The organism is Marinobacter sp. B-21, assembly GCF_056857895.1.
In genome coordinates this window covers 22,765-34,797 of the sequence record NZ_JBSXNZ010000072.1, presented here as the reverse complement: position 1 = coordinate 34,797, position 12,033 = coordinate 22,765, and the positions used below count along the sequence as shown (strand labels likewise).

Annotated in this window: 14 protein-coding genes; 5 read left to right on the top strand and 9 right to left on the bottom strand. The window is 59.4% G+C overall.

The genetic code is table 11. The features are described 5' to 3' along the window. Positions 1-9 precede the first annotated feature (9 nt). From AC13C0_RS10445 to AC13C0_RS10430, 4 genes are read left to right on the top strand one after another with little or no spacing between them, the layout of a single operon-like run. Positions 10-1,242 carry a cytochrome D1 domain-containing protein gene (locus AC13C0_RS10445; protein WP_339753286.1) on the top strand — a complete coding sequence of 411 codons (1,233 nt, stop codon included), beginning with the start codon at positions 10-12 and terminating at the stop codon, positions 1,240-1,242. After that, the gene (locus AC13C0_RS10440) at positions 1,226-1,990 is read left to right on the top strand and encodes a type 2 periplasmic-binding domain-containing protein (RefSeq protein ID WP_303288148.1); all 765 of its coding nucleotides are present in this window, start codon (positions 1,226-1,228) and stop codon (positions 1,988-1,990) included. Before AC13C0_RS10445 ends, AC13C0_RS10440 begins: the two co-directional genes overlap by 17 nt. Further along, positions 1,987-2,775, top strand: a complete 789-nt coding sequence (locus AC13C0_RS10435) for an AAA family ATPase (RefSeq protein ID WP_482954354.1) — start codon at positions 1,987-1,989, stop codon at positions 2,773-2,775. The genes AC13C0_RS10440 and AC13C0_RS10435 overlap by 4 nt, the downstream gene beginning before the upstream one ends. Beyond that, entirely contained in the window at positions 2,741-3,115 is a 375-nt protein-coding gene (locus AC13C0_RS10430) for a hypothetical protein (RefSeq protein WP_117618283.1), read from the top strand. The genes AC13C0_RS10435 and AC13C0_RS10430 overlap by 35 nt, the downstream gene beginning before the upstream one ends. A 97-nt stretch (positions 3,116-3,212) precedes the next feature. Here AC13C0_RS10430 and AC13C0_RS10425 read toward each other — a convergent pair whose 3' ends face one another. The 6 genes from AC13C0_RS10425 to AC13C0_RS10400 are packed head-to-tail and all read right to left on the bottom strand — an operon-like array spanning position 3,213 to position 8,765. Continuing rightward, complete coding sequence (locus AC13C0_RS10425) at positions 3,213-3,452, bottom strand: cytochrome C oxidase subunit IV family protein (protein ID WP_117618282.1); 240 nt, start codon at positions 3,450-3,452, stop codon at positions 3,213-3,215. Between the two features lie 12 nt (positions 3,453-3,464). Next, positions 3,465-4,037 carry a cytochrome c oxidase subunit 3 gene (locus AC13C0_RS10420; protein WP_117618281.1) on the bottom strand — a complete coding sequence of 191 codons (573 nt, stop codon included), beginning with the start codon at positions 4,035-4,037 and terminating at the stop codon, positions 3,465-3,467. Between the two features lie 5 nt (positions 4,038-4,042). Beyond that, positions 4,043-5,866, bottom strand: a complete 1,824-nt coding sequence (locus AC13C0_RS10415; protein WP_482954353.1) for a nitric oxide reductase activation protein NorD — start codon at positions 5,864-5,866, stop codon at positions 4,043-4,045. Positions 5,867-5,875: 9 nt separating this feature from the next. After that, entirely contained in the window at positions 5,876-6,832 is a 957-nt protein-coding gene (locus AC13C0_RS10410; protein WP_482954352.1) for a 4Fe-4S binding protein, read from the bottom strand. Between the two features lie 57 nt (positions 6,833-6,889). Further along, positions 6,890-8,305: a cbb3-type cytochrome c oxidase subunit I gene (locus AC13C0_RS10405; RefSeq protein ID WP_482954351.1), complete on the bottom strand. Its 1,416-nt coding sequence runs from the start codon at positions 8,303-8,305 to the stop codon at positions 6,890-6,892. A 10-nt stretch (positions 8,306-8,315) separates the two neighbouring features. After that, positions 8,316-8,765 (bottom strand): c-type cytochrome, encoded by a 450-nt coding sequence (locus AC13C0_RS10400; protein WP_482954350.1) that lies wholly within the window; start codon positions 8,763-8,765, stop codon positions 8,316-8,318. Between the two features lie 193 nt (positions 8,766-8,958). On the opposite strand from AC13C0_RS10400, the gene AC13C0_RS10395 reads away from it, so the two are divergent. After that, positions 8,959-9,876 carry an AEC family transporter gene (locus AC13C0_RS10395; RefSeq protein WP_482954349.1) on the top strand — a complete coding sequence of 306 codons (918 nt, stop codon included), beginning with the start codon at positions 8,959-8,961 and terminating at the stop codon, positions 9,874-9,876. A 153-nt stretch (positions 9,877-10,029) separates the two neighbouring features. On the opposite strand, the gene cadR is transcribed toward AC13C0_RS10395, so the two are convergent. Genes cadR through AC13C0_RS10380 form a run of 3 tightly spaced genes read right to left on the bottom strand, consistent with a single transcriptional unit; the run spans position 10,030 to position 12,004 of the window. Next, entirely contained in the window at positions 10,030-10,488 is a 459-nt protein-coding gene (cadR, locus tag AC13C0_RS10390) for a Cd(II)/Pb(II)-responsive transcriptional regulator (protein WP_482954348.1), read from the bottom strand. A 53-nt stretch (positions 10,489-10,541) separates the two neighbouring features. Further along, on the bottom strand, positions 10,542-11,165 hold the full coding sequence (locus AC13C0_RS10385; RefSeq protein WP_482954347.1) for an SCO family protein: 624 nt from the start codon (positions 11,163-11,165) through the stop codon (positions 10,542-10,544). After that, positions 11,165-12,004: a cytochrome c oxidase assembly protein gene (locus AC13C0_RS10380; protein ID WP_341582674.1), complete on the bottom strand. Its 840-nt coding sequence runs from the start codon at positions 12,002-12,004 to the stop codon at positions 11,165-11,167. The genes AC13C0_RS10385 and AC13C0_RS10380 overlap by 1 nt, the downstream gene beginning before the upstream one ends. Positions 12,005-12,033: the final 29 nt, after the last annotated feature.

The following is a 12,033-nucleotide window of genomic DNA, read 5'->3' as shown; positions in this document are numbered from 1 at the left end:
TGATCAATCATGGATCCTGCATTCAAGCGGCCCGCACAGCTGTTACTGGCACTACTTCTGGCCATCGGCCTGAGCGGTTGTCAGGCGTTTCCCGGATCGGCGGGCCCAGAACCAGAGTCCCGCCCGGAGCTCATGGGCACCGGCGATCTTGGCCTGATCATTGAGCGGGCCACCGGCTCTGTGCTGGTGATCAACACCTCCCGCCATGAGGTGCTGGGCCGAATTGCGGGTTTGGGGGATCTGTCCCACGCGTCAGTAGTCTACTCCCGGGACGCCCGATACGGCTACGTATTCGGGCGGGATGGCGGCCTCACCAAAGTTGACCTGTTGACCCGAACCATTGTCGACCGTGTGATGCAGTCGGGTAACAGCATTGGTGGTGCCATCTCCCAGGATGGCCGCTATGTGGCCGTCTCCAACTATCAGCCCGGTGGCGTGAAGGTGTTTGACAGCCAGACCCTGGAACTGGTGGCGGATGTCCCGGCCACCTATACCAGTGGGCACGGTGAGCCTGGCCAGTCAAAAACCGTCGGGCTGGTGGACGCGCCGGGAAACCTGTTTGTGTTCAGCCTGTTCGACGCGGGGGAAATCTGGACCCTCGACATGAGTGATACCTCGGCCGAAATCACCCGCTTCGAGGCGGGCAAATCACCTTACGACGCACTGATCACCCCGGACGGCCGTTACTACATTGCCGGCCTGTTTGGCGAAGACGGCCTGTCGATGCTGGATCTGTGGAATCCGGGCCAGGGAGTGACTGAAATTCTGCCGGATTATGGCAAGGGAGAGCAGAAGCTGCCGGTGTACAAGATGCCCCACCTGGAGGGCTGGGCCATCGCTGACGGCCAGGCTTTTGTGCCGGCCGTTGGTCACCATCAGGTATTGGTGGCCAACCTCAGCAACTGGTCCCTGACGGATCGCATCCCGGTACAGGGCCAGCCGGTGTTCGTGATGGCCAGCCCGGACAACCGCCGGATCTGGGTGAGCTTCGCCCACCCGGACAACAATGTGGTTCAGGTGATCGATTCACAGACCCGGGAAATCATCCGCACCCTCAAACCCGGCGATGCGGTTCTGCACATGGAATTCACGCCCCGGGGCGAGGAAGTGTGGGTGTCGGCCAGGGACAGCAACCGGGTGACCGTTTACAACACCCGTACCCTGGAGCCGGTCGCAACGCTCAGTGCCGAAAAGCCCAGCGGCATCTTCTTCACCAGCCGGGCCCATGAACTCGGCCTTTGAATCACGGCGGGCGTTGCCTGGCATCCTGCTGGCCGGCTTGTTGTTTACAACGCCTGTCAGTGCCGGGGGCGCGCGGATTCTGATCGGAGTCGAGTCCGCGACCAGTGTTACCGGGGTAGCCCGCTATCGGCTGACAGACTATCTGCGAACTCAGGGCTGCGAGGCCGATGTCCGGTTCAATACCGAGGCCCCAGGCCTTGCCCTGGCGTTCCTGCCAGGCGTTCCGGGGGGGGCGGTGCCGATTCTGGAAGCGGTCAACCGGGATGGCCAGCTTCCGGTTCCTGTCTGGGTAACCCGAGGAACGGCCGGTGTAAGGCATATCCGGGAACTGCAGGGGCGTGATCTGGCCACGGTTGCCGGCAAGGAGCCGCTGGGGGCCAGCCTGCCGCTGGCCGCGCTCAGGCAACAAGGTATCATCCCTGAGCCGGGGCGGCTCTACGAAGCCGGTGACTACAGTTCTGCCCTGGGGTTGCTGCTTCACAACAATACCCATGCGGCGGTTTCCGAGCTGGGATTTGTGAAGCCGTTTCTGACCGGGAATAACCTGGTGGTGAGCTGGCGGGGTGAACCGGTTAAGGCGGCAGGCTGGTTCCGGCAGGCCGGCTGGAACCCGGCCGCAGAGGCCTGTGAACAGGCATTGGCCCGAAGACAGCGGTCAGACGACCCGCAGATGTTTGTGATCTTCCCCGAATGGGTATTTGGCTTTGCCTTACCCGACAGTCAGTACTCAAAGGATTCAATGCAATGATATTTTACCAACCGGCAGGCAACGAGATCGAACTCTTTCAGGCCGCGGCAGATAACGGTCTGCCTGTGCTTATCAAGGGCCCCACCGGCTGCGGCAAGACCCGATTTGTCCGGCACATGGCCGAGAAACTGGGGCGGCCGGTGTACACCGTTGCCTGTCATGATGACCTGACCGCCGCCGACCTGGTGGGCCGACACCTGATCGGGCCGGAAGGCACCTACTGGCAGGACGGGCCATTGACCCGGGCAGTGCGCGAGGGCGGTATCTGCTACCTTGACGAGGTGGTGGAAGCACGCAAGGACACAACCGTAGTCCTGCACCCGCTAGCCGACGACCGGCGGGAACTGCCGATCGAGCGTACCGGCGAGGTGCTGACAGCGGCGCCCGGGTTCATGCTGGTGGTTTCCTACAACCCCGGGTACCAGAGCCTGCTGAAAGGAATGAAGCCGAGCACCCGGCAGCGCTTTGTCTCAATGAGTTTCGATTACCCGGGCGCGGCGGAGGAGCAGACAATCGTGATCGAGGAGTCCGGTTGCGACAGGGAGCTGGCGGAACGACTGGTCAACCTGGCCCGATCAATTCGTAACCTGAAGGATCACGATCTGGAAGAGGCGGCATCGACCCGGCTGCTGATTCACACCGCCCACCTGGTTCGGGCCGGCGTGCCGGTCGGCGAGGCTTGCCGTGCCGGGATGATAGAGCCACTATCAGACGACGAAGCAACGGTCAGCGCACTCATGGAGGTGGTGTATGCGGTATTCGGGAGGTCAGGCGAAGGACAGTAGTGGTGCGGTAGTGCCAGTGATCTGGTATCTGTTGAACCTGCTGGCCCTGCCGGTTATCGGGTTTTCGGTGCTGGTTTGGTTGTTCATCCGTTCCGGGGAGGCACCGGCGTTGCGACAGGCTCATACGCGCGCAGCGTTTTATATGTCGATCATCGGGGCGGTGGTGATTTTCTCCGGTGTGGGGGTACTCTGGCTGCTGTTTGGCAACACCGGTAACTTCTGGACCGGTGCCATTGTCTGGTCGATCACTCTGCACACGTCGTTTGTGCTGTGGGGGATGATCGCACTGGCTCAGGCGATTGGTGACAAGCCGCCTTATTTTCCTCAGAAACATCGGTAACCGCAGAGCTCTGGGCGGCGATCAGGGGAGGCTTTCCAAAACCGTGCGGAGCCATGTGAAGACGGGGTCAGATGAACGCTTTCATCTGACCCCATGTTCAGCTCACGGCATGAAATCCTGCAATTACTGCCACCACTACCGGCGCCCATGCTTGCGCGGCAAAGCGCCAACCAATGGGTGCATGCCGCATTTCCATGAAGTGATCGACCAGAAGAACGGCTTTCACGATCACCAGTGCAAATACCAGCCACACCAGAACGGAAGCATCAGCGCCTGCCTGCATGGCAATCACTGGCGTCATGGTGCAAACCATCAGGGCGATGTAAACCGCTAACATGGGCTCTCCTCCTTACGCCAGAACGTACAGCATCGGAAATAACACCAGCCACACCAGATCCACCATGTGCCAGTAAGACGCGCCGGACTCCATGCCATTCATGTCGTCCCCGTTGTAGTCGCCTCGCTTAACCTTCACCGCCAGTACCACCAGGATAATCTGGCCCAGTACCACGTGCATGAAGTGGAAGAAGGTCAGGAAGAAATAGAACATGAAGAAGGTGTCGGTACCCAGGTTATAGCCGTTACCGTAGAGGTCTGCGTACTCCCAGAGTTTGCCGAAGGTGTAGATGGAGGAGGCGGCGATGGCGCCCCAGAGCAACGGGGTAACGCATGGCTGGCGGTGACGGAGGCGGTGGACGGCGACGGCTACCAGGTAGCTGGCGGTGATCAGGCCGATGGTGTTGATCAGGCCGGTCCAGGGGTGTAATACCTCTCGGCCGGCGGTGAAGGTTGCCGGGTCCAGGCTGCGGGCAACGCCGAAGCCGATGAACAGGATGCCGAAAACGGCCAGTTCCGCAAATATGAAGAACCAGACGGCCAGATCGCCGGGGAGGTGATGGCGTGTCGGGGCAGATGCGTGCATGGGTGTCAGCGGGTCAGGTTCATATAGAGTTTGGGGAGCTGAAGCGGCAACTGCGCTGGGTCTTTGATCACCACGAAATGGTTGCTGCCAAAGATATAGGGCAGGTATTCGCTGGCGTCGTCGTCGATGGTGACGCAGAAGGGGGTCAGGCCAGCCTTGTGGGCTTCCTGAACCGCCATTCGGGTGTCTTCCACGCCGTATCGGCCTTCGTACAGGTCCAGGTCATTGGGTTTGCCATCGGTGAGCAGGAGCAGGATTTTCTGGTGTTCGTGGCGCCCCTGCAGCAAGCGGGTGGCCTGACGGATGGCCGCGCCCATGCGGGTGTAATAGCCCGGCTCCAGTGCCTGGATTCGACCCCGGCTGATGTCGTTGTAGGGCTCGTCGAACGATTTGATGTGATGGAAGCGCACATGGTCCCGGCGGCGTGAGGAGAAGGCAAAAATCGCAAAGGGGTCCCGGCTTGCCTGCAGGGCTTCGCTGAGCAGTTGTAAGCCGTCCCGGGCAATTTCGATCACCCGCTGGCTGTTGTTGATAAAGGTATCCGTGGACATGGAGATGTCCGCCAGAATCAGGCAGGCCAGATCACGCTGGTTCTGTTTGCAGCGGCGAAACAGCTTCTGGTCGATGACGCCGGCGCCCCGGCGGTGCTGGACTTCCCGTTCCATGCAGGCGTCCAGGTCCAGTTCCTCGCCTTCGGTCTGTCGGCGTTGCCATTGCCGGAGTGGCTTCAGGGCACTGAACTGTCGGCGGAGTCTCATGGCCGATCGGGACAGGTGGTCCGGCAGCCTGGTCGGAATAGAATCCTTGCTCAGCATTGGCTGCAGGCAGCAGAACCGTTCCCGGTAACTCTGGCTGCGCCAGTCCCATTCCGGCAGATGGATGCCGGGCCCCAGGTGCAGGTCATCATTTTCTTCCGAGGGCAGGTCCAGATCGAACTTGATGGCGGAGGAGGCTTCCCGGCGGTCTTCAGAGACAGAAATCATGTCCATGTCGTCAGCCACCGCGTCGGCATCCTCTTCCTCCGTGTCATCACCGGCCCGGTCCACAGGGATAAATTCGCTCCATGAAAACAGGCTTTCCAGCCGGAACAGCATCAGGCCCTGATCTTTATCGAAGGCGTCCACCCGTTCGGCCCGCCGGCGTTTACGTTTCTTCGCCAAACCTCCCGGTGTCGAGGCCAGGTTGTCGTCGCCGATGATCTGGCCGGTGACCTTGCCCTGAGCGAGAGTGGGGTAAAGCCAGATAACAACCGGCCAGGGATCCGATTCCGCCCCTGGCAGTGCCGGTACACTGCCTGGATCAATCAGCGCCTGGCGAATGGCTTTTTCGCGGCGACTCTCGGCTGGCGGCAGTACGCCCGGATCCGGTCGCCATTGCAGGGCGTGGCGTACCAGGCGCTGGTAAACCGGCTCCAGCCCCGGCCATCTGGCCAGCAGGGTCTGGACCATGGCCTGGTTGCCGGTCAGCCAGTCGGAGTCGGTCAGTTCACCAAGGGAGGCCAGGGCTGCCAGCCAGAGATAGAGGTCCCGGTTAACGGCTTTGGAGGGAAACAGGGCCAGGCGTTCCGGCAGCCGAAGGCTTTGCTCATCCCGCCAGGCCAGTTCGAATTTTTTGTGGGTGCCTGCCAGCTTCTGCAGGAAACGGCGCCGGGTACGGAAGTGCCGGGGTTCCGCGGTAACCAGGCTGAGGGCCGGGTCGCCGCCCAGGGCCCGGAACAGCACACCCAGGGTTCGCGCTTCGTCTTTCAGGTGTACCGCGTGCTCAGGGAACTCCCCCACGGCCTGCCGGGTAATGTACTCGTGCCATTTGAAGCCTACCCACTCTTCCATTTCAACTCCTCAGGCTCCGGCGCGTTGCTTGCGTGGTGACGGATCAACCTGGCGAACCGGAATCAGCACGGTCTGTTTGCCGGGTTCTCCGGGTTCCCAGCTCAACAGGGAGCCTTCCGGGTTGTTCTTCTGCACCTCCCGGCAGGCGCTGACACACTGCAGGCACTGGGTACAGGTGAATTTTGCCCGCTTGTGGCTGCGGGTTGGCAACCGCATGGGGCAGGCTTCGTCACAGGCCCTGGTGCAGTCGCGGCAGGCTGCGGCCCGTTCGGTATCAAAGGTGACAACCCTGCCTTTGCCGTTGGTCATCCAGGCAATGCTCTGCACCACCCCGAAGGCGCAGCCGTATTTGCAGAACAGGTGCCGGGCAAACAGGAAATCCAGTGTAAACAGAGTGGTGGCTACCGCCAGGAAAATGCTTGGGTAGAGCGCCAGGTTGCCGGTAACCAGATCGGTGTACAGCGGGATCGGCGGCAACAGGTAAGACAGCATCGCCAGGGCCCAGGAAAAACCGATCAGCGCGCACACCAGAACCAGTCCGGCCCAGTGCAGGACCTTGCCGCGCCGGCCTTTGCGAAGCGCCTCGTAAAGGGTGGGGCGGCCGGTAACCCGGGTCATCAGGTGGTTGATGGTTTCTACCACCGAAAAGTGCGGGCACAGCCAGCCGCAGTATATTCGCCCCCATTTCCAGGCGATCCAGAGCACCAGGGGTACCAGGAGGGTAATGGGAAGTACGAACCAGACGAGGATCTGCCCGGCCACTTCCGCCGGTGAGCTCTGGCTGACCCAGGCCAGTTCGAGATTGAATGACAGGGGAAACCCGAAAATGACAAAGTGGGTTTCCGTAAGGTCGTATCGAAAAATATTAAGTACCGGCGCAAGCAGAAACAGCCCGAAGAACGCGGTGCGGGTCAGCAACCGTTTGTTCTGGAGAGTGTCCTTGTTCGGGAAATTCTGCTCATGCACGGCAAGTATCCGTTGAGGGTTGGGCAGGCCGGAGCGATTGGCCCCGGCCTGCGGTTGTTATGCGTCCTGAGTGGCAGGGCCACGGACTTCCTCAGCCGGGGACGCCTGCCCCTTGATGAAGAAGCTGCCGAAGTACACCACCAGGCCTGCCATGAAGAAGCTGCCGGCGACCAGGCGCATCCAGTAGAACAGGGCGATGTTGTCCTGGGTTGCCATGAACGACAGTGCTTCACCGCTCTCCGGAATCCGCTGCAGCCAGACCTGCAATATACCGGCGCCGGTCAGGAACAGGGTGATGAACACCATGGAGATGGTCATCAGCCAGAAGCCCCACATCTCGACAATCTGCGCGGTATTGCTGTTACCGTAAGGCCTGCCACGCATGATGGGAACCGCATAGGAGATGATGGTCAGGACAATCATCACGTAGGCGCCGTAGAAGGCCATGTGGCCATGGGCCGCGGTAACCTGGCTGCCGTGGGTGTAGTAGTTGACCGGGGCCAGGGTATGCAGGAAGCCCCACACGCCAGCGCCCAGGAACGCCATCACGGCAGTCCCCATGGCCCACAGCATGGCGGCCTTATTGGGGTGGTTGCGGCGGCGCCGGTTGATCATGTTGAAGGCGAAGATCACCATCATGAAGAATGGCAGCGGCTCAAGGGCGGAGAATACCGACCCCAGCCACAACCAGTATTCGGGCGGCCCGATCCAGAAGAAGTGGTGCCCGGTACCAATAATGCCGGTAATCAGCGCCATAGCGATGATCACGTACAGCCATTTTTCGATGACTTCACGGTCAACACCGGTGAGCTTGATCAGCACATAGGCCAGGATGGCACCCATGATAAGCTCCCAGACGCCCTCCACCCACAGGTGCACCACAAACCACCAGAAGTACTTGTCCTGGGTCAGGTTGCCGGGGTTGTAGAAAGAAAACAGCCACAGAACCGCCAGGCCGATCAGGCCGGTAATCAAGACAATATTGACCACGGTTTTGCGACCCTTCAGGGCGGTCATCATGATGTTGTAGAGGAAACCGACAACCACCAGGGCTATGCCTATCTTGGTGATCGTGGGTTGTTCAAGGAACTCCCGCCCCATGGTTGGCAACAGCCTGTTCATGGTGACATCGGCCAGGGTGGCGTAGTCCACGAACAGGTAGCCAAGGATAGTCAGGGTGCCGGCAGCGGCGAAAACCCAGAACAGGATCCAGGCGAGCAGCGGGCTGTGCAACTCGGTTTGTGCCTCTTCCGGAACCAGGTAATAGGTTGCCCCCATAAAGCCGAAGAGCAGCCAGACAATCAGCAGGTTGGTATGAACCATCCGCGCTACGTTGAAGGGGATTTCCGGGAACAGGAAGTCACCTACCACGTACTGCAGTCCCAGGATCAGGCCGAACAGAATCTGGCCGGCAAACAGAACCAGGGCAAAGATGAAGTAGGGCATTGCCACTTTTTGAGATTCGTATTTCATGTCTGCTCCCTCAGCCTTCTATGTTGGGTGGCCAGTTGTTGTCGTCAATCTTTGATGTCCATTCCAGGAAGGCGGCGAGATCCTCGATTTCCTGGTCGGTCAGATTGAACTGGGGCATCTGGCGGCGGCCGGGCACGTTGGTGGGCATGGCGTTCATCCAGGCATTCATGTAGGCCTTGAAGACGTCGCTGTCACCACCGCCGCGGCGGTCGAATACATTGGCAAGTTCCGGCGCGAAGTACGCACCTTCACCCATCAGGGAATGACAACCGACACAGTTGTTGTTCTCCCAGACATGTTTGCCACGAACCACCTGATCGGTGAGTTGGTCTCGGTTGTCCCGCTCGGGCATTGCCCGCAACTGGGTATCAAAGGTCAGCGCCAGAAACAACAGGACGAAGAATGCACTTCCTCCCAGGTATATGTTTCTGGCCATGCTTTTGGTAAAGCGCTCGGCCATGGCTCTCTCTCCTCGGTCTTTGTGAAATACCTGACTGCCCCGCTAGGATATAAAGATGCATCCACAATGCTGTTGATGATTATCAAGCATGGGGGGCTATTTCACCATTGCGCCGGGGAGTTACCTCCGGAGGGGTAGGTGGTAGACTTCGCGGCCTGTTTGTCCAGAAACGTTTTGCTCACCTGGAGTGCCGATGACGGCCGCGTTTGCCCTTTTCTTCAAGCTGATTCCGCTCTATGTAACGGTCGTCCTCGGCTGGATTGCCGGCCGCTATCTCGAGGCCAGCGGCCGGCATATAGCCGGCATCATGCTGTACATCGTGACTCCATCGGTGGTGTTTTCCGGCGTTATGGTGGCGCCGCTCTCTCCAGAGGTCATCCTGCTGCCCTTCCTCGTTTTCGGAATCTCATCCGTACTGGGGATCGTTCAGTTGAAGCTGGCGAAAAAGGTTCTTACCGATGGCAGCGCCAATATCATTCCCCTCTGTGTCGGCTCCGGCAACACCGGCTACTTCGGGGTGCCGGTGGCCCTGTTACTGTTCGGGGAAGAGGGGCTGGGGCTCTACATTGTGTGTATGCTGGGTACTACGCTGTTCGAGAATTCAGTGGGCTTTTACCTCGCCGCAAGAGGCCGGTATGGTTTAAGGGATGCGCTCTGGCGGGTGCTGAGGCTGCCCTCGGTGTATGCCTTTCTGGTCGCGGTGGCCCTGAACCTGGCGGGGGTGGGGATTCCGGAGATTTTTGTGCCGCTGTTCGATAACCTGCGCGGCGCCTACAGCATCCTGGGCATGATGATCATCGGTATGAGTATCACCAGTTTCCGGGGGCTGGCGGGCAACGTCCGCTTCACCGCGCTGGCCTTTTTCGGGAAGTTTGTGGTCTGGCCCCTGGTGGCCATCGTGTTCTGGTGGGTCGATGCAACGCTTCTGGGGATCTATGGGCCGGCGGTGCACCAGGCCTTGTTCCTGATTTCGATCACACCGATTGCCGCCAACACGGTGGTCATTGCCACCCTGCTCGATACCTCGCCAAGGCAGGCAGCAGGCACCGTGCTGCTGACCACGCTGTTTGCCCTGGCGTTTATTCCGGTGATGATTGCCCTGGCATTTTAATGGCTGTGTGAGGACAACGCCGTTGCCGGCGGCGCCGGGGATTTGGGTTCGGGGGCGGAGCAGTTGCACGCCATAAAGACCTCCTGCGTTCAGATGGCCTTATTGAAAACCCTGTAGTAACTACAGGATCAAGCGTTTTGGTGGGGTTCTGGGTCAGGTCTGGCCGGGGCCGTGGGTGCCTGGCACATGGTTGTGCCGGCCCTCAGGTTCCGGAGTCTCGAGTTCAGACTTGAGCCCGCCAAGAATGCCGCATTCCCTGACCGTGCGACGATCCGAACAGGCCTCCTGGAGTTGCACCAGGGTTTCTTCAAGGCTCGCCAGTTCCCTCAGGCGCTCCCGAACGTGGATCAGATGGCGTGCCAGCAGGGCATCCACTTCGCTGCAATCCGCCTCCGGCAGCTCGGCCAGCCGGATCAGCTCACGGATTTCGTCCTGGGCCATATCAAGATTGCGGCAACGCCTGATAAACAGCAGGCGGTCCAGATGGGCGGGGCGGTAGCAGCGGTAGCCGCTGCTGTCCCGGACCGGCTCCGGTAACAGGCCGATTTTCTCGTAATAGCGGATGGTTTCAGAGGGAACACCCGTTGCGTTCGCGAGTTCACCGATCTTCAAACTGTATCCTCTCAGTGATTCCGTTAACCGGGTTCATGAATGTTCCTGACCGATCACTCCGTGTCAGTTCTGGCGAGGGCTATCAGATCCTGGCGAATCTCTTTCGGGCTCAGATCCGCCCTGATCAGAAGACGGGCTTTTCCCTCGCGGTCAAAAACGTAAACTGCACTGCTGTGAGAAACGGCATAATTGCCGTTTTCGTCAGGCTCCTCATAACCGAAGGTCGTTCGATAGCGTTTGGCAAGCTCACGAAGTTGCGGCTCTTTCCCGGTTAACCCGACGATCCCGCTACCAAAAAACCTGACGTAGGCAGCCAGGCGTTCCGGTGAATCCCGCTCCGGGTCAACGCTGACGAACAAGGTGAGGACATCGTCCTGAAGCCCGGATGGCAGGCCTTCAGTGGCCTGATTGAGTTTTTGCAACGCCGTAGGGCAGATGTCCGGGCACGAGGTAAAGCCAAAAAACAGCAACCTTATTTTGCCGTCAAACTGCTTGGCGGTTACGGAGCTGCCCTGGCTGTCTGTTAATTCAAACTCCAGACCGGGCATCAGGCCGCTGATGTCTTTGCCGTTCCAGTTTTCCTCTTCCCCTGAACAGCCGCTGACAACAAGCGTCATCAGAATAAGGGCGAGAAGCGACAGTGTGCCGGTGTGTCGCCGAAAAGGGCTGGTACTCATTAAGTTGTCTCCCCCACTTGGCTGGAACGGCTGGTGAAACTCCCGTCTTCCCGCATGGCGCGTCTCAGGATAATCAGAATGCCGAGGATGCTCATCATCGCGGGTGGTATCCAGGTCAGCATGCCGCCAAGAAGCTGGTCGGTCTCCGGCGCCATGGGCCAGGCCCGGCCACAGACCTCGTAAACGTCGTACACCATACCTCTTGAAAACACGATCATAGCCCCGAGCACCATCTGCGGTATCGCCACCAGGGCCAGGAGCAGTATGCGCTTGCCATAGCCCAGAGAAGGGGTGGTGGCAGGTGGGCGAGGATCAAAAATCAACCACCAGAAGAGTATTCCATCAATCAACATACTCCAGTTCATAACCCAGTAAAGGTTTCGGCTGAGCATGGCATCAAAATGAATTGGCGGCCATAACCAGAAATAGATGAGCCCCACAAACAGGACGGAGGCGATCAGGGGGTGTTGAAGAAATCGATACAGCCATCCCAGGGGGCGAAGCCGGCTCTTCAATCCAGGGCTTATTTGCCGGGACCAGAACCGCATTACCGGCAATGGGTTGGACAGGGCAATCAGTATGGGGCCCAGATGATGAAGAACGAGGTGCTGGCCGCGGTGGACGAAGAACATGTATTGGGAGTAGTAATCGAATCGGGTTTGCATGACCCCATAAGCAATCAGAACGCCCAGAACGAAGACCATAATCCTTACCGACCCGGGCCTGTCTTCTTCCGGCATCCGTAAAAGACCGACGCCATAAAAACCCAGTACCAGCATAAAGCTCAGTACGGTCAGCGGCGAGAAATCGTATGGTGCCAGGTACTCAATCAGAGACATAGGGTTGCCGGGTCAGTTGTTGCCTTTTG

What these genes read in the sequence shown, in the direction of transcription:
- AC13C0_RS10435 (WP_482954354.1), top strand. Translation starts at nt 1,987, where the DNA reads ATGATATTTTACCAACCGGCAGGCAACGAGATCGAACTCTTTCAGGCC.
- AC13C0_RS10385 (WP_482954347.1), bottom strand. Translation starts at nt 11,165, where the DNA reads ATGAGTACCAGCCCTTTTCGGCGACACACCGGCACACTGTCGCTTCTC.
- AC13C0_RS10445 (WP_339753286.1), top strand. Translation starts at nt 10, where the DNA reads ATGGATCCTGCATTCAAGCGGCCCGCACAGCTGTTACTGGCACTACTT.
- AC13C0_RS10430 (WP_117618283.1), top strand. Translation starts at nt 2,741, where the DNA reads ATGCGGTATTCGGGAGGTCAGGCGAAGGACAGTAGTGGTGCGGTAGTG.
- AC13C0_RS10415 (WP_482954353.1), bottom strand. Translation starts at nt 5,866, where the DNA reads ATGGAAGAGTGGGTAGGCTTCAAATGGCACGAGTACATTACCCGGCAG.
- AC13C0_RS10425 (WP_117618282.1), bottom strand. Translation starts at nt 3,452, where the DNA reads ATGTTAGCGGTTTACATCGCCCTGATGGTTTGCACCATGACGCCAGTG.
- AC13C0_RS10405 (WP_482954351.1), bottom strand. Translation starts at nt 8,305, where the DNA reads ATGAAATACGAATCTCAAAAAGTGGCAATGCCCTACTTCATCTTTGCC.
- AC13C0_RS10400 (WP_482954350.1), bottom strand. Translation starts at nt 8,765, where the DNA reads ATGGCCGAGCGCTTTACCAAAAGCATGGCCAGAAACATATACCTGGGA.
- AC13C0_RS10440 (WP_303288148.1), top strand. Translation starts at nt 1,226, where the DNA reads ATGAACTCGGCCTTTGAATCACGGCGGGCGTTGCCTGGCATCCTGCTG.
- AC13C0_RS10420 (WP_117618281.1), bottom strand. Translation starts at nt 4,037, where the DNA reads ATGCACGCATCTGCCCCGACACGCCATCACCTCCCCGGCGATCTGGCC.
- AC13C0_RS10380 (WP_341582674.1), bottom strand. Translation starts at nt 12,004, where the DNA reads ATGTCTCTGATTGAGTACCTGGCACCATACGATTTCTCGCCGCTGACC.
- AC13C0_RS10395 (WP_482954349.1), top strand. Translation starts at nt 8,959, where the DNA reads ATGACGGCCGCGTTTGCCCTTTTCTTCAAGCTGATTCCGCTCTATGTA.